The organism is Amycolatopsis sp. w19 (genome assembly GCF_051373225.1).
GTDB lineage: Bacteria > Actinomycetota > Actinomycetes > Mycobacteriales > Pseudonocardiaceae > Amycolatopsis > Amycolatopsis japonica.
Genome location: NZ_JBPQFM010000016.1, coordinates 81125 through 99327 on the forward strand (window position 1 = coordinate 81125; position 18203 = coordinate 99327).

At 69.5% G+C, this 18203-nt stretch carries 17 protein-coding genes; 11 read left to right on the forward strand and 6 right to left on the reverse strand.

Going from position 1 to position 18203, the window contains the following annotated elements; translation table 11 throughout:
• Positions 1-19 precede the first annotated feature (19 nt).
• Positions 20-589: a YdeI/OmpD-associated family protein gene (locus ACSMFO_RS27625; protein WP_436461041.1), complete on the forward strand. Its 570-nt coding sequence runs from the start codon at positions 20-22 to the stop codon at positions 587-589.
• A 1-nt stretch (position 590) separates the two neighbouring features.
• On the opposite strand, the gene ACSMFO_RS27630 is transcribed toward ACSMFO_RS27625, so the two are convergent.
• Together ACSMFO_RS27630 and ACSMFO_RS27635 are read right to left on the reverse strand one after the other, a co-directional pair.
• Entirely contained in the window at positions 591-1796 is a 1206-nt protein-coding gene (locus ACSMFO_RS27630; RefSeq protein WP_436461042.1) for a PP2C family protein-serine/threonine phosphatase, read from the reverse strand.
• Between the two features lie 9 nt (positions 1797-1805).
• Positions 1806-2501, reverse strand: coding sequence for a TetR/AcrR family transcriptional regulator (locus tag ACSMFO_RS27635; protein ID WP_436461043.1), 696 nt, complete (start codon positions 2499-2501; stop codon positions 1806-1808).
• Between the two features lie 58 nt (positions 2502-2559).
• On the opposite strand from ACSMFO_RS27635, the gene ACSMFO_RS27640 reads away from it, so the two are divergent.
• From ACSMFO_RS27640 to ACSMFO_RS27680, 9 genes are all read left to right on the forward strand, one after another.
• Entirely contained in the window at positions 2560-3357 is a 798-nt protein-coding gene (locus ACSMFO_RS27640) for a thioesterase family protein (protein WP_436461044.1), read from the forward strand.
• 78 nt (positions 3358-3435) lie between these two features.
• Positions 3436-5484: a hypothetical protein gene (locus tag ACSMFO_RS27645; RefSeq protein WP_436461045.1), complete on the forward strand. Its 2049-nt coding sequence runs from the start codon at positions 3436-3438 to the stop codon at positions 5482-5484.
• A 127-nt stretch (positions 5485-5611) separates the two neighbouring features.
• A complete protein-coding gene (locus tag ACSMFO_RS27650) occupies positions 5612-6034 on the forward strand; it encodes a DoxX family protein (RefSeq protein WP_436461046.1) in 423 nt (140 codons plus the stop codon).
• Positions 6035-6332: 298 nt separating this feature from the next.
• Positions 6333-7625 (forward strand): extracellular solute-binding protein, encoded by a 1293-nt coding sequence (locus ACSMFO_RS27655; RefSeq protein WP_436461047.1) that lies wholly within the window; start codon positions 6333-6335, stop codon positions 7623-7625.
• The gene (locus tag ACSMFO_RS27660) at positions 7622-8608 is read left to right on the forward strand and encodes a carbohydrate ABC transporter permease (RefSeq protein WP_038518598.1); all 987 of its coding nucleotides are present in this window, start codon (positions 7622-7624) and stop codon (positions 8606-8608) included. The genes ACSMFO_RS27655 and ACSMFO_RS27660 overlap by 4 nt, the downstream gene beginning before the upstream one ends.
• Positions 8605-9435 carry a carbohydrate ABC transporter permease gene (locus ACSMFO_RS27665; protein WP_038518602.1) on the forward strand — a complete coding sequence of 277 codons (831 nt, stop codon included), beginning with the start codon at positions 8605-8607 and terminating at the stop codon, positions 9433-9435. Before ACSMFO_RS27660 ends, ACSMFO_RS27665 begins: the two co-directional genes overlap by 4 nt.
• Before the next feature lie 3 nt (positions 9436-9438).
• Positions 9439-10881, forward strand: coding sequence for a glycoside hydrolase family 3 protein (locus ACSMFO_RS27670; RefSeq protein WP_436461048.1), 1443 nt, complete (start codon positions 9439-9441; stop codon positions 10879-10881).
• Between the two features lie 217 nt (positions 10882-11098).
• Positions 11099-13000 carry a GTP-binding protein gene (locus ACSMFO_RS27675; RefSeq protein ID WP_436461049.1) on the forward strand — a complete coding sequence of 634 codons (1902 nt, stop codon included), beginning with the start codon at positions 11099-11101 and terminating at the stop codon, positions 12998-13000.
• Positions 13001-13016: 16 nt separating this feature from the next.
• Entirely contained in the window at positions 13017-13979 is a 963-nt protein-coding gene (locus tag ACSMFO_RS27680; protein ID WP_436461050.1) for an LLM class flavin-dependent oxidoreductase, read from the forward strand.
• A 191-nt stretch (positions 13980-14170) separates the two neighbouring features.
• Here the strand turns inward: ACSMFO_RS27680 and ACSMFO_RS27685 are convergent, their stop codons facing one another.
• Positions 14171-15034 carry an NAD(P)-dependent oxidoreductase gene (locus ACSMFO_RS27685; RefSeq protein WP_436461051.1) on the reverse strand — a complete coding sequence of 288 codons (864 nt, stop codon included), beginning with the start codon at positions 15032-15034 and terminating at the stop codon, positions 14171-14173.
• A 103-nt stretch (positions 15035-15137) separates the two neighbouring features.
• Here ACSMFO_RS27685 and ACSMFO_RS27690 point away from each other — a divergent pair, with 103 nt between their 5' ends.
• Complete coding sequence (locus ACSMFO_RS27690; RefSeq protein WP_436461052.1) at positions 15138-15431, forward strand: hypothetical protein; 294 nt, start codon at positions 15138-15140, stop codon at positions 15429-15431.
• A gap of 5 nt (positions 15432-15436) precedes the next feature.
• On the opposite strand, the gene ACSMFO_RS27695 is transcribed toward ACSMFO_RS27690, so the two are convergent.
• From ACSMFO_RS27695 to ACSMFO_RS27705, 3 genes are all read right to left on the reverse strand, one after another.
• Positions 15437-16174: a GNAT family N-acetyltransferase gene (locus ACSMFO_RS27695; protein WP_436461053.1), complete on the reverse strand. Its 738-nt coding sequence runs from the start codon at positions 16172-16174 to the stop codon at positions 15437-15439.
• 55 nt (positions 16175-16229) lie between these two features.
• Positions 16230-17324, reverse strand: coding sequence for a glycosyltransferase family 4 protein (locus ACSMFO_RS27700; protein ID WP_436461054.1), 1095 nt, complete (start codon positions 17322-17324; stop codon positions 16230-16232).
• Positions 17325-17402: 78 nt separating this feature from the next.
• Positions 17403-18191 (reverse strand): inositol monophosphatase family protein, encoded by a 789-nt coding sequence (locus ACSMFO_RS27705; RefSeq protein ID WP_436461055.1) that lies wholly within the window; start codon positions 18189-18191, stop codon positions 17403-17405.
• Between the last annotated feature and the right edge of the window lie 12 nt (positions 18192-18203).

Consider the following 18203-nt stretch of genomic DNA (forward strand, 5'->3'; position numbering starts at 1 on the left):
CGACGAAAGGAACCCGGCCATGGACGAGACCATCTTCAGCGCCGCCTCCCCCGCCGAGTGGCGTGCCTGGCTGGCCGAGAACGCCGGGACCGAAAAGGAGATCTGGCTGGTCATCCCGCACAAGGACAGCGGCGTCGCCGGCGTCCGGATCGAAGAGGCGATGGAGCAGGCCCTGTGCTTCGGCTGGATCGACGGGCTGCACCGCAAGAACGACGCCACCAGTTCGCGGCTGCGGTTCACCCCGCGCAATCCCCGGAGCACGTGGAGCCGGGTCAACCGCGAGCGGGCCGCCCGCCTCATCGCCGAAGGACAGATGACCGAACGCGGTCAGGCGATGATCGACCTGGCCAAGGAAAAGGGCCGCTGGCAGGTCGTGCCGGACGGCGACGGCGTCCCGGATGACCTGCGTACCCGGCTCGACACCGACGAGGCCGCCCGCACTCATTTCGAGAAGTTCCCGCCGTCGTCGAAGCGGCTGATCCTGGAATGGATCCTGACGGCGAAGAAGCCGGAGACCCGGGAACGGCGGATCACCAAGACCGTCGAACTCGCGGCCGTGAACGTCCGCGCGAATCACCCGGTCCGGTGAGTCAGTTCGGTTCGCACCGGGCGACGAGGAGGGCGATGTCGTCCTGTGCCGGGGTGTTGCCGACGAGCGCGGCCATCACGCGTGCGCAGACCACACCGGGCTGATCCGCGGAGACCACGCTCGCGAGCCGCTGCAGGCCGACATCGATCAGCTGATCCCGGCGCTCGACGAGACCGTCTGTGTAAAAGGCGAGCACGGCACCGGGCGGCAGTTCGACGACGGTTCTTCGGCGCCGCGGCCCGGTCACCCCGATGGGCGGATCGACCGGCGCGTCGACGAACACCGACGGACCGCCGGGCGGCGCGAGCACCGGCGGCAGATGCCCGGCCAGCGAGATCGCCATGCTGTCGCGCGAAGCCGTCATCAGTCCGTACACGACGGTGGCCAGCGAACCCGGTTCGAAATGCTGCACCTTCCGGTCCAGTTTGGACAGCACTTCCGCCGGGTCGTCCGATTCGAGCGCGTAGGCGCGCAGCGCGCTGCGCAGCCGTCCCATGATCACGGCGGCGTTGAGGCCGTGCCCGGCGACGTCGCCCATCACGATGCCGAGCCGGTCACCCGGCAGCGAGAACAGGTCGTACCAGTCGCCGCCGACCCCGGGTTCGGTACCCGGCACGTACCGCGCGGAGAACTGGATGCCCGGAACAGCGGGCAACCGCGCGGGCACCAGGCTGCGTTGCAGCGCGGCGGCGGCCGCGCGATCGGTCGACGAGAGTTCGATCTGCGCCGCCAGCGCGAGCCGCGCGGCCACCAGCCGCAGCAGGTCGATGTCGGTCTCGGAGAACTCCCTCGGCGTCAGCGACCCGACGTGCAGGACCCCGATCAGCTCGTCGCCCGCGAGCATCGGCACGCCGAGCAGCGTGCGCAGCCCCCGTTCCCACAGGAGCGCGTTCACCACCGTGGTCTCGTCGACGTGGTCGATGATCACCGGGCGGCGTTGCGCGGCGACCGTGCCCGCGAAACCGGCGCCGACGGGCACCCGGACGTCCTGGTAGACCTCTTCCTCGATCCCGGAAGCGGCGATCGCCAGCAGTTGCTGGGCCGAGGGATCGTGCCGCAGCACCGTGGCGGTGTCGACACCGAGAACCTCGCGCACGCGCGCCAGGATCGTGGCCATCACCTTGTCCTGGCCGAGGTGCCCCAGCGCCGTGTCGGTGATGGCTTCGAGCACCTGGAGCCGATCGTCGGCTGTCGGGGTCTCGGGCATGCGCAGAGCCTAACCAGTCCGGTCGGCGGCCACCTCCCAGCCCGCCGCCAGTCCGTCGAGGTCACCCGCCAGTACTGCACTCGGCGGAATGGCGTCCCGCGGGACACGGCAGGCGAGCGCCGTGCCGAGCCCGGCCATCCGGATGACGGTGTCGATCAGCGCCTCCGGCTCTTCCGGCCAGTCGAACCCCGGCTGGGCGATCAGCAGGCTCACGCAGCCGTGCATCGCCGACCAGAGGCCCATCGCGAGGATCTCCGGTTCACCGCGCAGGATCCCGGCCCGCACGCAGGCGGCGGTCGCGTCGGCGAGGTACCGGAAGCAGGCGACCGCGCCGGGCGACGAACCGCCGGAGGGACGCATCAGGAGCACGCGGTACTGCACCGGATGATCGAGGGCGAACCGGGCGTACACCCGTGCGCGGCGGCTGAGGGCACGCATCGGATCGGCGACCTCGACGGCATGCTCGTGCATACGGCGCGCGAGTTCGTCCCACACCCGCAGGCAGACCGCCTCCAGCAACGCGTCCCGGCTGGGGAAATGCGCGTAGACCGACGGCGTGGAGACGCCCGTGCGGCGCGCGACGGCTCGCAGCGTCAGCGCCTCGTCGGTACCCGCCTCGCCGAGCAGGGCGTCGGCGGCGGACAAGATCTCGCCGCGCAGCCTGTCCCCTTCGCCCGGTCGCGCCTTCGTCCGCTTCGCGCCCATGCCGTGATGCTGCCAGCATTGACTTGACACCGTCAACTTGACGGTGTCAGCTTGAGGCATGGCGCACTTCCGGACCGCGACCGCGCTGGGTCGCCGAGGCGACGACCCGGTCTTCGACACCGAGCTCGATCCACAGTGGACGATCGGGACGAAACTGCACGGCGGCTATCTCCTCGCCGTGCTCGCCAAGGCGGCCGCCGAGGTCTCCTCGCATCCGCATCTGACCGCGATCAGCGGCTCGTTCTCGGTGGCACCCGAGCCCGGCCCCGCGGTCGTCGAGGTCGAGGTGCTGCGCGAGGGCCGCGGCCTCACCCAGCTGCGCGCGCGGCTGAGCCAGGGCGGCGCGCCCTGCACGGAGGCGCTGATCACCCAAGGCGTCCTGGCCGACGGAGACGCGTGGTGGTCCGGAGTGGACCCGGTGGAGCTCCCGCCGGAGCAGGACTGCCTGCCCGTGCCCGCCGACGGCGGTGGCGGCTTCCGCATCGGCCTGATGGACGTCGTCGAGCAGCGCCTCGATCCGGCGGCGGCCGGATTCGCGGTGGGACAGCCGTCCCGGAAAGGCGTCATCTCGTCCTGGCTGCGGCTCGCCGACGGCAGCGACTGGGATCCGGTGAGCCTGCTCGTCGCGCTCGATCCGGTGCCGCCGATCTCCTACGACCTGGGCATCGCGGGCTGGGCGCCGACCGTCCAGTTCACCGCGTACCTGCGCGGGCTTCCGGCGCCGGGTCCGGTGCGGGTGCGGATGCGCGCGGGCGAACTCGGCGGCGACCGGATGGACGAGGTCGCGGAGCTTTGGGACGAAAAGAACCGGCTGATCGGGCAGGCGACCCAGATCGCCGCCGTACGTCTCCCCTGAACCACCCGAAAGCGGGTTCATGACGCGGCGCCGGGAGTTAAGATCCGGCGTCGACGTCATTGTTCTGGGGGCAGGACCATGGAAGCGGAACCACGCCGCGCGGGCGAGAACGATTCCGGCGGCGCCGAGATCACCCGGCTCTGCCGGACCCTGGTGCCACTGGCCGCCGCCGGCAAATACGCCGAGGCCGCGTCGACCTACCGCTGGGTGACCAGGGCTTCGTCCGGCGACCCACTCCGGTACGGCGATCACGCGTCGCGGCTGGAATTCTGCGCCCTCACCGGCAACGAGCACACCGGTCTCGATCTTCTGTCGCTTTTGGACGGTGTCGGCGACCATTCGGACGCCGTCGGCAGGCTCGAGTTCTTCGCCTCGGCGGCGCTGCTCACCCGCCGGTTGACGGAAACCGGATACGGCGAGATCCCGTTCGTTCTCAACGGTCCGTACGACGGCGTCCCCCTGAGCAGGCTGCACGAGCGGATGCGGGCGGCGGCCCTCGTCGAAGCCGAGGAACTCGACGGACGCGAGCACTCCGGGTACTTCACCGTCTACGCCGAACGGAAGATGGCCGCGAAACCGGTCGCGGAATTCGTCCCGCTCCTGCCGTCGGCGCTCCCCCGGGTCCCGATCCTGCCGCCGCCCGGGCTGTCCGCGGAAGAACTCGTCATCCGGGCGGAGATCCACAATCACCGGTGCGAACCGGAAGAGGCGCGAGCCTGCCTCGAAGCGATCGACGATGTCCCGGATGAAATCGCGCCCCGGCTGAGCGAACTGCGCGCGATCTTTTTCCAGGGCGAGGACACCGAGGAGCGGCTGCGCCAGGCGGCCGCCGGATTCCGGGGCCAGGGCGACGAAATCCGCTTCCTGCTCAACCAATGCTGGCTCGGGCTGTGGCTCGTCTTCGACGATCAGGTCGAGACCGGGGTCGCGCTGACGACGGTGGCCGCGGCCCGCTTGCGCGCCGGGACGGACGAACGCGCCGCATGCTGGGGCGAATACTGGCTGGCGCACGTGCTTTCCGGGCAGGGCCGCACGTCCGAGGCGTACGAGGCCTTGCGACGGGGTGCCGAGCGGGCCGGCGAGGCGGGCGATCCCTTGCTCCTCGGAACACTTCTGTGTCTCGAAGCGTCTTTGCGGAACGGCGACGGCGAGGATCCGGTGACCACACTGGAACTCGCGCGGTCGGCGACGGACGCCTTCATCGTCGGGAACGTCGGCGAGAAGGCCGTCGAAGCGGTCGAACAGGTCCGGATCGCTTACGAGCGCACAGGATCGCTCGACGAATTGGACGTCTTCGTGGAACACCTGCTGGCGACGCTGCCCGTAGGCGGTCCGGAACGACTGCGCGGGCATCTTCGCCATCTTCGGGCGCTGTCGCTGATCGGCACCGGCAGGTTCGCCGAAGCCGTCGACGACGCCTACGCGTCTCTCGGTGTCTCCGCGTCGAAAGGCAAGGACACCGCGGAACATTGGTACGTCCTCGTCACCGCGCTGCACGGCGCCGGCCGCTACGACGAGGTGCTCGACGTCGCGCCCCGCACCATCGCCCTGCTCGCCACGTCACCGGACTGGGGCCACCGCTGCCGGTGGATGTACGCCGACAGCTACCGCGCGCTCGGCGAATCTTCGCGCGCCTTCAACGAATACGCCGTCCTCGCCGAAATCCTCCACGATTCGGGCGACACCGGGCATTCCTACATCTCGGTGAGCATGGCCGCCGCCGAACAGCTCGATCTGCTCGGCTACGGCGCGAACGCCGCGGATTTCTACGCGCGGGCCGCCGACGCGGCCTTGGCGATCGGCGGCGGCTACGTGGCCGCCACTTGCCGTAACGCGGCGACGCTGTCCCGGCTGCGGTCCGGCGACGTCGACGCGGCGCTGAGCGCGCTCGACGCCGCGGAAACCGCCGTGCACGCGGTGGAAACCGAAACCGCGCCCGCCAGGGAACATCTCGTCGCGCAGCTCGACCACGTCGCCGCCCACGTGCTCAGCGCCGCCGGCCGCGTCCGCGAGGCCGCCCGCCGCGCGCTCCGTGCCGCCGAAACGTTCCACCGGATAGGCGAAGCCGAGTCCGCCCGCGACGTCGACCTGTTGCTCGAACAGATACTCCTCGGCGAACAGAAGTGACGTGTGTCCCGTTTTCGGCCGGGCTGAAGGCTCCCTTCACCGCATCAGACGCGGCGAAGGGAGCCTTCAGCCCATGTACCTCGCCGCCGCCTTGCCAGCCCCGCTCACCAGGAGAAGGATCCCCGGCATGACCGGAGGAGCCAGCGGTACCCGAAGCCTGCCCATCGGCTCGATCGTGCTGTGGGTCGTGCGCGTGGCGCTCGCCGCCGAGTTCCTCTACAGCGGCTACCTGCTGTTCTCCGGTGGCCACACCGAACAGGTCTTCGCCGAGATCGGGCTCGGGCAGTGGCTCCGGTACGTCACCGGCGTACTCGAGGTCGCCGGCGCGATCGGCCTGCTGATCCCCCGTTTCGGCGGCCCGTCGGCGCTGCTGCTGGCGGGCGTCATGGTGGGCGCGAGCGTCACGGAACTGTTCATCCTCGCCAACGGCGGCCCGGTCCTCCCGCTGATCCTGCTGATCGTCTGCGCGACGCTGGCCTGGTTCCTCCAGGATCAGACGCGCGCACTGCTCGGGATCGCGCCTCCCGAAGACGCCGAGGACGACCTCTAGGCGAACGCGCGCCACCCTTACACCGAACGGCGCAAAGATCACCCGCCGAATGCCCCGATCACCGGGACGGACAAAGAAAAACCGCATGTCAGCCCGCCTCGCGAGGCACTGACGAGCGCGCCGAAAACTGATCATCAGCGTGATCGAACGCTCACTCAAGGTGAAAGATTGCGGCTCGTTTACAACGAACCGGCCACCCGCTTGACAGTCGGAGTGGTACGTACCACGCTGCCCGCATTGGTCTACACCATTTTGTGGGAGCTCGGCATGGTGGCCGGGCATCGAAAGGACGGCACGAGTGAAGCGCTGGCTCAAGATGGCTGCGGGCGCCGCCGCCATCACCCTCGCGACGGCGGGCTGCGCCGGTTCCGGCAGTGGCGACAGCACGAATTCGAGCGCTGCGGCCTCGAACGGCTCGCTCACGGTCTGGCTCATGACGGGGACCGCCCCCGAAGCACTGACGAACTCGCTCCACAAGGAATTCGAAGACGCGCACCCCGGCGTCAAGGTCAAGTACGAGATCCAGCAGTGGAACGGCATCCAGCAGAAGCTGACCACCGCGCTGGCCAGTGACAACCCGCCGGACGTGATCGAGCTGGGCAACACCCAGACGCCCGCGTTCGCGAACCAGGGCGTGCTCGCCGACCTCACGTCGAGCGTGAACGACTTCAACGGCGCGCAGTGGCTGCAGGGCCTCAAGGCCTCGGGCGAGTTCGACGGCAAGACCTACGGCGTCCCGTTCTACGCGGCCAACCGCGAGGTCATCTACCGCAAGGACATGTTCGAGCAGGCGGGCATCACCGCGACGCCGAAGACGCGCACGGAGTGGCTCGACGCGATCACCAAGCTCAAGGCCAAGTTCGGCAGCGACCCCGAGTTCCAGGCCCTCTACCACCCCGGCCAGAACTGGTACGAGCTGCTGTCCTACATCTGGGACGAGGGCGGCGACATCGCCCAGGCCAACGGCAAGTCCTTCAAGTCGACCCTGGACTCCCCGCAGGCGAAGGCCGGGCTCGAGTTCTACAAGCAGCTCACCGACGCTTCGGGCACCAAGGCCCCGAAGGACGCCGACGAGGCCACGCCGCAGCAGGCGGGCATCTACGGCGCCGGCAAGGTCGCGATGATGATCGGTGTCCCGGGTGAGGTCGACACCGCGGCGAAGACCGACCCGAAGATCAAGGAGAAGTCGGGCGCCTTCGCGATCCCGGGCAAGACCGCCGACAAGTCGGCCCCGGTCTTCCTGGGCGGCTCGAACCTGGTCATCCCGGCCAACAGCAAGAACGCGGCCGCGGCGAAGGACTACGTCAAGCTGTTCTCCACCCCGAAGTACCAGACCGAGCTGGCCAAGGCCGGTTACGTCCCCGGTACCTCGACCGACGTGTCCGCGCTCGACGCGAACCCGCTCACCAAGGTGATGGCCGAGGCTTCCAAGAACGGCCGCGCCGTGCCGACCAGCCCCAAGTGGGGTGACGTCGAGTCCGGTCAGAACCCGATCAAGGACATGCTGACCGCCTACCTGACCGGAACGAAGACGCTCGACCAGGCGACCGCCGACGCCAACGCAGCGCTCGACAAGCTCATCGGCGGATGACCACGACGAAAGATGTGACGATGCCGGCGGGGGCCACCCCGCCGGCATCGCCGCGCATCAAACCCCCGAAATCCAACCGGCGCCTCCGCCTCGGCGAGCGGACGGCGCCGTACCTGCTGATCCTTCCCGCTCTGGTCGCGATCCTGGTCCTGCTGGGCTGGCCGACGCTGCAGCTGATCGGGATCAGTCTCCGCAAGCTCGATCTCCGTGAGCTGGTCTCCGGGGAGATGGTCTGGGTCGGATTCGAGAACTTCTCCGAGATCCTGTCCGACTCGGAATTCTGGGAGATCACCGTCCGGACGCTGGTGTTCACCGCGTCGGTCGTGATCCTCACCCTGCTGCTCGCGCTGCTCATGGCGGTGCTGATGCGGCATCTCAACCCGGTGGTCCGGGTGATCGTGCAGGTCGCGCTGATCCTCGCGTGGGCGACGCCGGTGGTCGCGACGACCACGGTGTTCCAGTGGATCTTCGACCAGCAGTACGGCATCTTGAACAAGACGCTCGCGAAGCTCGGTTTCGAGAGCTTCATCGGGCATTCCTGGTTCTCCACCGGCCCGAGCACGCTCACCGTCATCGGGATCCTGGTGGTCTGGCAGGCGGTGCCGTTCGTGGCCTTCACGCTCTACGCGGGGCTCCTCGGCGTCCCGAAGGAGCAGTACGAGGCCGCGGGCATCGACGGTGCCAACGCCTGGCAGGCGTTCTGGGCGGTCAGCTGGCCGGCGATCCGGCCGATCCTGACCATGGTCACGTTCCTGTCGGTGCTGTGGGACTTCAAGTTGTTCGCCCAGGTGTGGGCGATACGTCAAGGCGGGCCGGACGGCGCCAGCACGACGCTGCCGGTCTACATGTACCTCAAGGGCCTCGCGGGCAACCACTTCGGCCTGGCGGCCACCGCCGCCCTGCTGATGATGCTCGTGCTGATCCTGCTCACCGCCCGGTACGTCCAGCTGCTGGTGCGCACGAAGGAGGCCGACCTGTCATGAGGAAGTCCCTGACCCAGCGGATCGGCCTCGGCACGCTCGGCGTGGTGGTGGCGCTGCTGTTCGTCTTCCCGACGTACTGGATGTTCACCTCCTCGCTGAAGACGCCGGGCCAGGTCCTGTCCCCGGACTACGACCTCGTCCCGCTTTCGGTGACGTTCGACAACTTCGTCTCGGCGCTGACGAAACCCGGTTTCACCACGTACCTCGCCAACAGCCTGATCGTCACGCTCGGCGCGGTGCTGTGTTCGCTCGTCGCGGGTGTGCTGGCCGCGGTTCCCTTGTCCCGTATGCGTTTCCGCGGGCGTAAGGGATTCCTGCTGCTGGTGCTCGTCGCCCAGCTGGCGCCGTTCGAAGCACTGCTGATCCCGATGTACCTGCTGATGCGCGACGCCGGGCTGCTCAACCAGCTGCCTTCGCTGCTGCTGGTGTACTTCGCGGCGACGCTGCCCTTCACGTGCTGGATGCTCTACGGCTTCGTCAACGGCATCCCGTACGACCTCGAAGAGGCCGCGATGATCGACGGTTGCAGCCGGGCGGGTGCCTTCCGCCGGGTGACGCTGCCGCTGCTCGCGCCGGGACTGGTGACCACCTCGGTGTTCAGCTTCATCACCGCGTGGAACGAGTTCCTGTTCGCGTTCGTGTTCATGCGCGACCAGAACAAGCAGACGCTGCCGGTGTGGCTGTCGTCGTTCCGGACGGCGTTCTCCGTGGACTGGGGCGGCATCATGGCGGCGTCGGTCATCTACGCCGTGCCCGCGCTGGTGTTCTTCATCATCGTCCAGCGCAAGCTCGTGTCCAACCTGACCGCAGGCGCAGTGAAGGGGTAATCCTTGTCTTCACCGGAAAAGCTCGCCGCATCCGTTCTCGTATCGGGCTTCGACGGCACCACCGCGCCGGATTGGCTGCGCCGCAAGGTGGCGGACGGCCTCGGCGGCGCGATCCTGTTCGGCCGCAACGTGGTCGACGACGAGCAGGTGGCCGCGCTGAGCGCGCAGCTGCGGGCGGAACGGCCCGACGTGCTCGTCGGCATCGACGAGGAGGGCGGTGACGTCACGCGGCTCGACGTCGCCACCGGCTCGTTCGTGCCGGGGCCGCTCGCACTCGGCGCCGCGGACGACGTCGAGCTGACGACCTCGGTCGCGGCCGCGCTCGGCGAGCGGCTGGCCGCGTGCGGGGTGACGATCAGCTTCGCCCCGTGCGCGGATCTCACGATGGCGGCGGAGGATCCCTCGATCGGGGTCCGGGCGTTCGGTTCGGATCCGGTGAAGGCGTCGCCGCATGTCGCGGCGTTCATCACCGGGCTGCAGAAGTACGGCGTGGCCGCGTCGGCCAAGCATTTCCCCGGGCACGGGGCGGCGACGGACGATTCGCACCACGCGCTGCCGGTGCTGCCCCGGACCGAGGCGGAACTGCACGAGATCGAACTGGTCCCGTTCAAGGCGGCGATCGCGGCCGGGGTGCGCGCGGTGATGACCGGGCACCTCGTCGTGCCCGCGTGGGGCGAACTGCCCGCGACGCTCAACCCGAAGGCGCTCACCGACGTGCTGCGCGGCGAACTCGGCTTCACCGGCGCGGTCATCACCGACGCGCTGGACATGGGCGCCGTCGCGGGCGAACTCGGCAAGACCGAGGGCGTCGGACGGGCGTCGGTGCGGGCGCTGATCGCCGGTGCCGACGCGCTCTGCCTCGGCGGGGTGTCGTTCGAAGAGGACGAGCTGAACCGGATCGCGGCGGTCATCGCGGCCGCCGTCGAGTCCGGTGAGCTGCCGATGGAGCGGCTGGTGGAGGCGTCGGAGCGGGTCGCCGCGCTCGGCACTCCCCCGGTGTCGACGCCGATCTCGCCGGTGGATCACCGCCTCGGCCTGGAGGCGGCGCGCAAGGCGTTGCGGATCCAGGGTTCGCCGAAGCTGGGCGGCCCGCCGCTGGTGATCGACATCGAGACCGAGCCCATCATCGCGGCGGGCCCGATGCCGTGGGGGCTCGGCTCGCATCTGACCGAACTCGTGCCCGGCACCCGGGCGCTCAAGGTCGGCGCGGACGGGATCGCGACCGCGATCGAAGCCGCCCACGGCGCCCGCGACCTCGTGGTGGTGACGCGCGAAGCGCACCGGCACCCCGAGGTCCGCGAGTTCCTGAGCTGGCTGCGCGAGTCCACTGTGGACTACATCAGGGTCGAGACCGGCGTTCCCGGCCCGGAGACCGAAGGGCCGCGGATCGACACGTTCAGCGGGTCCTACGTCAGCCTCCGCGCCGCCGCGGAGTACCTGGCCTGATCGGCCCCTTTCGCATTTCGTCCTCTGGATGCGGTACTTGCACACGCAACTACCGCGTTCAGAGGACGAATTGCGTTCGGGGGTATTTCGGTTGCGCCGCCGGAGCGGGGGTGTTGTAGTCGGGAAGATCGGTTCCCGGCCTAGGAGATGATCGCCTTGCGAGTGTCCACGTCCTTCCATCAGGTAATTCCCGCCTACCTCGAGGACGAGACCACTCGTGAAGACCCTCAATCTGGGGATTCTGGCGCATGTTGACGCCGGGAAGACGAGCCTGACCGAGCGCCTGTTGCACACCGCCGGGATCATCGGCGAGCTGGGCAGCGTCGACGACGGCAGCACACAGACCGACACGCTGGCGCTCGAACGCGCCCGCGGCATCACCATCAAGGCGGCCGTGGTGTCGTTCGCCCTCGGCGACGTCACCGTCAACCTGATCGACACCCCCGGCCACCCCGATTTCATCGCCGAGGTCGAACGCGCGCTCGGCGTGCTCGACGGCGCCGTCCTGGTGCTGTCGGCGGTCGAAGGCGTCCAAGCCCAGACCCGTGTCCTCATGCGGACCTTGCGGCGGCTGGGCATCCCGGTGCTGCTGTTCGTGAACAAACTGGATCGTCGCGGCGCCGATCCGGAGCGCGTTTTCCGGGAGATCACCGAGAAGCTCACGCCGTCGTCGACCACGATGGCAACCGATCGGGTGATCGATCTGCTGGCGACGCTCGACGAGGACTTCCTCACCGAATACCTCACCGCCCCGGACACGTTCACGCCGTCACGGCTCCGCGCCGAACTCACCGCGAAAGTCGCCGAAGGTCGCGTGCATCCGGTCTACTTCGGGTCCGCGATCACCGGCGCCGGGATCGACGCGCTCCGCGACGGCATCGAGAACCTGTTGCCCGCCAAGGAAGCCGACGTCCACGCGCCGCTGTCCGGCACGGTGTTCAAGGTCGAGCGCGCGCCGGGCGGCGAGAAGATCGCGTACGTGCGGCTGTTCTCCGGCAGCGTCGCCGTGCGCGACAAGGTCCCGCTCGGCGATGGCGAAGGCAAGGTCACCGCGATCAGCGTTTTCGACAACGGCGCGGCCGTGCCGTCCGCGTCGGCCGAAGCCGGGCGGATCGCGAAGCTTTCGGGGCTCGACGTCCGGATCGGAGACGTGCTCGGGGCCCGGCCGCGGACGCGGGAAGCGCGGTTCTCGCCGCCGACGCTGGAAACCGTCGTCTCGCCGGTGCGCCCGGCCGATCGCGGGCCGCTGCACCAGGTGCTCACCCGGCTGACCGAACAGGATCCGCTGATCGGCCTGCGGCACGACGAGGTCCGCCAGGAGACTTCCGTTTCGCTGTACGGAGAAGTGCAGAAGGAGGTCATACAGGCGACGCTCGCGGACGAGTACGGCATCGACGTCACGTTCAGCGAGACGACCACGATCTGCGTCGAACGCGTCGACGGCACCGGATCGGCCGTCGAACTCATCGGCACGGCGTCGAACCCCTTTCTGGCCACGGTCGGACTGCGCGTCGAACCCGGAAGCGGGATTTCATTCCGGCTGGAGGTCGAACTCGGCTCGATGCCGTACTCCTTCGTCAAAGCCGTGGAGGACACGGTGAAAGAGACGTTGCGCGAAGGCATCCACGGCTGGGAGGTGCGCGACTGCGCGGTGACGATGACGCATTCCGGGTACTACGCCAGGCAAAGCCACGCCCACGGCACGTTCGACAAGAGCATGTCCAGCACCGCGGGCGATTTCCGCGATCTGACGCCGTTGGTGCTGATGGAGGCGCTGCGCGAAGCCGGGACGACCGTGCACGAACCCCTGCACCGGTTCACCCTCCAGACGCCGGCCGACACGCTCGGCCCGGTGACCGCACTGCTGGCGCGAGCGCGCGCCGTGCCGCGGACGACGCTCACGAAGGACGGGACGGCCGAGCTGGAAGGCGAGATCCCGGCGGCGAAAACCCATGAGGTGCACCAGCTCCTGCCCTCGGCGACCCGCGGAGAAGGCGCGATGGAGACGTCCTTCCACGGCTACCGGCCCGTCCGGGGACCGGTGCCATCACGATCTAGAACCGATCACAACCCGTTGGAACGCAAGGAATACCTGCTACGCGTGCTGCGGCGCGTTTGAGTGAACGGAGAACGTCATGGTTTCACGGCTCGGGGTCAGGATCCCGCGCGAGCTGCCCGCCGCCCGGCTGACCGGCCTCGCCCGGCGCGCGGAACGGGAGGGTTTGGACGAGGTCTGGATCGTCGAGGACTGCTTCTACGCGGGCGGGATCGCGACGGCGTCGGCGGTGCTGGCGGCGACCGAGAAGATCACGCTCGGCATCGGCATCATGCCCGCCGTGGCGAGGAACCCGGCCATCGCGGCGATGGAGATCGCGGCGCTGGCGGAGCTGTACCCGGGACGGCTGATCGCCGGGTTCGGGCACGGGGTGCCGAGCTGGATGCGGCAGATCGACGCGTGGCCGAAGTCGGCGCTCGCCGCGTTCGAGGAGACGCTGACGGTCATCCGGCGGCTCCTGGCGGGTGAGCGCGTTTCCTTCGAGGGCAAGCATGTCCGGCTCGACGAGGTCGAACTGGAGTTCCCGCCCGCGCTGCCGCCGAAGCTCGTCGCCGGCGTCCGCGGCCCGAAGTCGCTCGCGGCGGGGGGCCGGGTCGCCGACGGGACGCTCCTGGCCGAACCGGCGACCCCGGAGTACGTCCGCGCGACGCGGGACCTGATCGGCGTCGAAGGCCATTCGATCGCCACCTACAACTGGCTGGCCCTCGACGCCGATCCCGAGCGGGCCCGCGAACGCGCCCGGTCCGACGTGGCGTCCGCGATCGGGCCGAACTCCGGTCCGGCGCTGGAGCCGCTGGACTTCGGCGCCGAACTGCTTGCCGAGGTCAAGGCCGCCACCGACCGCGAAGACCTGGCCCGGCGGTTGCGGCCCGAGTGGATCGACAGGCTGAGCATCAGCGGCCCGCTGGACCGGTGCGTCGAGCAGATCCGCGCGCTGTACGCGGCCGGGACCGAGTCCGTCATCCTGCTTCCCCTGCTCGGTGAGCCGGAGGAGGAGTCCTTCGCCGCGGCGGGCCGGATCGCCTCGGCCCTGCGCGGCTGACCCCCACCGCATTTCGTCCTCTGAATGCGGTCAGGGGCGGCTGCGCCTGACGTGAAGGGGACTTTCCCCACATCCGATGCGGCGAAAGTCCCCTTCACAACGCCCAAGCGACCGACCACGCCGGGTCCCTGCCCCCCAAAGCACCGCATTTAGAGGACTAAATGCGGTCCTTGCACACGCAACGACGGCATTCAGTCCTCTGGATGCGAGCGGGTGTCGAGCGCCTTGACGACGGCGACCATGTCCTCCTCGCCGAGACCGAGCCGCGCGGTCTCGGCGTAGAGGGCACGGGACGCCTCGATCAGCGGCAGCTTCAGGCCCGCGTCCCCGGCCGCCGCCGCGATCAGCTCGACGTTGGCCAGCACGTTCGTGATCGAGGCCTGCGGCGCGAAATCCTCTTCGACCAGCTTGGGTGCCTTGACCCGCAGGATCGGGCTGGCGAGCTGCCCCGCGCCGAGCACGTCGGCGAGCCGGCCGAGATCAAGCCCGTGCGCCCGGGCGAAATGCACCGTCTCGGCCAGCGAAGTCACGACCGACGTCAGGTGCACGTTGACCGCCAGCTTCATCAGGAGCCCGTTGGGAACCGGCCCGCAGTACACGGTTTCCCGGCACATCGGCCCGAACAGCTCCCGGACGTCCTCGACCGCGCCGGGGTCGCCCGCGAGCATCGCGACCAGCTCCCCCGCCTCCGCCGGGACACGCGAACCCGAAACCGGCGCCTCCACGTACTTCGCCCCCGCCGCGACGAGGTCCGCCTCCAGCGCGCGGGAATGACCTGGTGCCGTCGTTCCCATGTGGACGATCGTGCGGCCCGCCACCCGCCCGGCGAACTCGGGCCCGCCGCGGCCGAGCACGGCGTCGACGGCGGCCGCGTCCTTGAGCATCAGGATCACGACGTCGCACCGCGCGAAGAGTTCGGCGACGTCGGCCACCTGGCCGGCCTTGCCCGGCGTGCGGTTCCAGCGGAGCACCGGGATCCCGGCCCGCACCAGGTTCCGTGCCATCGGTTCGCCCATACTGCCCAGCCCGGCGAAACCGACTCGTTCGAGGTCCATGGCTCCACTCTGCGGTACCGGAGAACGGCACCGGGCCCGATGCGACGATTGCGGCGGAAATCGCGAGGAACGCCCCGCGACACGATGACGAGGAGTGAGCACGATGGCCTGGCCGGAGAAGGACACCCATCGGGTCTCGCTGCGCAACGGCCAGTCGTTCCTCTGGCATCTCGACGCCGACTGGGAACGCACGACGCGCGCGATCCGCGTCAAGGAAGACGGCACCGACGGTCAGATTCTCGTCCTGGACCCCTACCACCACGCCTTCCTGCCGACACAGACGCAGGTCCGCCGCGCCATTCGCGACGCCTTCCGCGCCGGCTGGCGGCCCGACACCCGGCTCCCGCCACTCGAAATGGTCTTCGACGGCGAGCGCTTCCGCCGCCGCGAAGACTGAGCCGATCAGAACGGGTGCTCCATCCACACGTTCGCCTCCACGTACACCCCGCAGTCCCGCTCGACGTTCGCGTGCACCGGCGCGATCCCGCCGGGGATCACGTTGTCGCCGTCGACGAGGTCGACGCCGCTCCACTCCTTCCAGTCCGCGATCGAGCCCGAAATGGTCACCGCGAACGGGCACACCTTGATCATCCGCGCGCCGAGCCGTTCGTGGGTGCGCAGCCAGCGGTCGGCGAACAGCCCGTCCTCGCGCCGCCGGAGGGCGTAGTCCTCCATGAGAACGTCGGGTTCGTCCTCCTTGCCGATCGGGCGCACGGAGACGATCAGCCGCTTCAACCCCGTCTCGGCCGCGCGCGCCTTCAGCGCCTTGAGCATCGGCGTGGACAGGCCCGTCCCGCGCATTCGCGGCGCCACAACGACTTCGAGCGCACACAGGGTGTCCGGCGCGCGGCCGTCCATGAGATCTTGCGCGGCCCACTGGATCGCCTCGTCCCACCCGTGCGAAGGCAGCTCGTGGCGGTCTTCGGCCGGATAGGTCAGCGGGACCGACAGCGCCCGCGCGATCGGCTCGCCGCCGTCGTCCAGTGCGATCAGGAAATACCGCGACCAGTGGCGCAGGAACCGGTCAGGGGTGATCATCTTGCCGCTGAACCCGGCGTAGATGAACTCACCGCCGACGTCGCCGAGATTCAGCGCGGCATCGAGGAGATCGGGACGGGACGCAAGATCGACGATTCGCATGCCGCCCAGTCAACCGAGCCGGTGATCTCCCCCGATAGCTGCTTCCGGGCGATGATCAAACCGGCTGGCGCGGCGCCGCCTGCAACCGGGAGAGCACATCGGTGAGCCTGCCCGCTGCGACGTCCCATTCCTCGAGGACGCTGCTGCGCGCGAGCGCCGACGTCCGCAGGGAATGGCGGAGTTCGGCGTCGAGCGACCAGCGCAGCAACGCCGCCGCGAGTGCCGACGGGTTGTTCGGCGGCACCAGCATGCCGGGCACGCCGCCGCCGGGCGCGGTGCCGAGCGCGTCGTGCGCGCCGGCGGTTTCCGTGGCCACCACGGGGATCCCGCGCGCCAGCGCCTCGGCGACGACCAGTCCGGACGTGCCGCCGCGGGCGGGCAGGACGAGCAGATCCGCGCCGTCGTAGACCAGGTCGAGGTCGTCCGGCGGCTGGATGAGGCTGATCCGGGAGCCGAGCCCGAGCCGTTCGACCGTCCAGCGCAGTTCGTCGACGTACGCGGGATCGTGGTGTGTCGCGCCGGCGAACACGCATTTGAACGCCAGTTCGTCGACCAGGGACAGCGCCCGGATGAGCACGTCCTGGCCGTGGCGCGGGGTCATGGGCGCGAGACACAGCAGCCGCGAAACGCCGTCGGCCCCGGCGGCGAGCGGCGCCGCGTCCGTGCCCGGTGTCGCCACGTAGACGCGGGTCGGGTCGAGGTCGTGCCGGTCGATCAGCTGCCGCGCGAGCCACGGCCCGCTGGCGACGATCATCCCCGTCAGCCGCAGGGTCTCCCGTTCGCAGGCGTCGAGTTCGGCGGCCTGCGCCGGGTCGAGCGCGGGATCGTCGGCGAGCGGCCGGTGGACCAGGACGGCCAGCCGGAGCCGCCGCGCGTGCGGGACCACGATCTCCGGGACCCCGCAGGCGACCGTGCCGTCGATCAGGACGACGGTGTCGTCGGGCAGCGCGGCGAGCGAACGGGCCAGTCTCGACCGCGACAGCGGCCCCGGCATCGGCCATTCCCCGGCGATCGGCAGTTCCAGCAAGGGAAGGCCGGTGGCCGGGAGGTTCTGGCACATCCGGCGGTCGTATTCACCGCTGACGTCCTCGGTTTCGCCCGGCAGGACGAAGACGACCGGTTCGGTCACGCGGACATTCGAGGTGAACACGGTTACCTCCAGATGCGGGCGCCTTATCAGGAGACACGGATACGGCGCCCGTCCGGTTCATTTCCCGGGTGACAAAGTTCAGCCCGCCACGCGCGCGATCGACGCGACGATCTCGTCACGCAGTTCGGCGCCGACCGCGATCGTGGCCGCCGAACGCACCGTGTGCTCGCCGCCGTCGAGGTCGACGACCGCTCCCCCGGCCTCGCGCACCAGCAGCACACCCGCCATCGTGTCCCACGGTTTGTTGGCGAGGATGACGCTCGCGTCGAGTTTGCCGTCCGCGACCCACGCCAGGTCGATCGCCGCGGAACCGAGGAACCGGACCCGCTGCACACGGCCGCCGAGTTCGGCCAGCAACGCCATCCGGACCCGGTTCTTGACCTCCGCGCCCTCGCCGACCGCGAAGTCGCCGATGCTCACGATCGCGTCGGACAGCTTCGTCGCTTTCGACGCCGTGAGACGCTCTTCGCCCGCGTACGCGCCCTGGCCCGCCACAGCGGTGTAGGTGACGTCGAGGAACGGCAGGGAGATCGCCGCGACCGTGCTGTTCAGACCGTCGACGAGACCGAGCGAAACACCGCACAGCGGAATCCCGCGCGCGAAGTTCGCCGTGCCGTCGACGGGGTCGAGCGCCCACCACAGGTCCTCGTTCCCCTCGTGCCCGCGCTCCTCGCCGAGGATGCCGATCTCCGGCGTCTCGCGCGCCAGGAACTCCCGAACGGTGTCCTCGACGGCGAGGTCGACGTCGGTCACCATGTCGCGATCACCTTTGGCGGCAACGGAAAACGACGTCATCGAGCGGATGATCCCGGTCGCCTTGGCGACGGCCTCGCGGGCCACGGACAACAATGCGGCGTGGTCGGTCATATGGGTACCGTA

Coding starts and splice junctions, on each gene's coding strand:
- ACSMFO_RS27625 (WP_436461041.1), top strand. CDS start 20: ATGGACGAGACCATCTTCAGCGCCGCCTCCCCCGCCGAGTGGCGTGCC.
- ACSMFO_RS27630 (WP_436461042.1), bottom strand. CDS start 1,796: ATGCCCGAGACCCCGACAGCCGACGATCGGCTCCAGGTGCTCGAAGCC.
- ACSMFO_RS27635 (WP_436461043.1), bottom strand. CDS start 2,501: ATGGGCGCGAAGCGGACGAAGGCGCGACCGGGCGAAGGGGACAGGCTG.
- ACSMFO_RS27640 (WP_436461044.1), top strand. CDS start 2,560: ATGGCGCACTTCCGGACCGCGACCGCGCTGGGTCGCCGAGGCGACGAC.
- ACSMFO_RS27645 (WP_436461045.1), top strand. CDS start 3,436: ATGGAAGCGGAACCACGCCGCGCGGGCGAGAACGATTCCGGCGGCGCC.
- ACSMFO_RS27650 (WP_436461046.1), top strand. CDS start 5,612: ATGACCGGAGGAGCCAGCGGTACCCGAAGCCTGCCCATCGGCTCGATC.
- ACSMFO_RS27660 (WP_038518598.1), top strand. CDS start 7,622: ATGACCACGACGAAAGATGTGACGATGCCGGCGGGGGCCACCCCGCCG.
- ACSMFO_RS27665 (WP_038518602.1), top strand. CDS start 8,605: ATGAGGAAGTCCCTGACCCAGCGGATCGGCCTCGGCACGCTCGGCGTG.
- ACSMFO_RS27680 (WP_436461050.1), top strand. CDS start 13,017: ATGGTTTCACGGCTCGGGGTCAGGATCCCGCGCGAGCTGCCCGCCGCC.
- ACSMFO_RS27685 (WP_436461051.1), bottom strand. CDS start 15,034: ATGGACCTCGAACGAGTCGGTTTCGCCGGGCTGGGCAGTATGGGCGAA.
- ACSMFO_RS27690 (WP_436461052.1), top strand. CDS start 15,138: ATGGCCTGGCCGGAGAAGGACACCCATCGGGTCTCGCTGCGCAACGGC.
- ACSMFO_RS27695 (WP_436461053.1), bottom strand. CDS start 16,174: ATGCGAATCGTCGATCTTGCGTCCCGTCCCGATCTCCTCGATGCCGCG.
- ACSMFO_RS27705 (WP_436461055.1), bottom strand. CDS start 18,191: ATGACCGACCACGCCGCATTGTTGTCCGTGGCCCGCGAGGCCGTCGCC.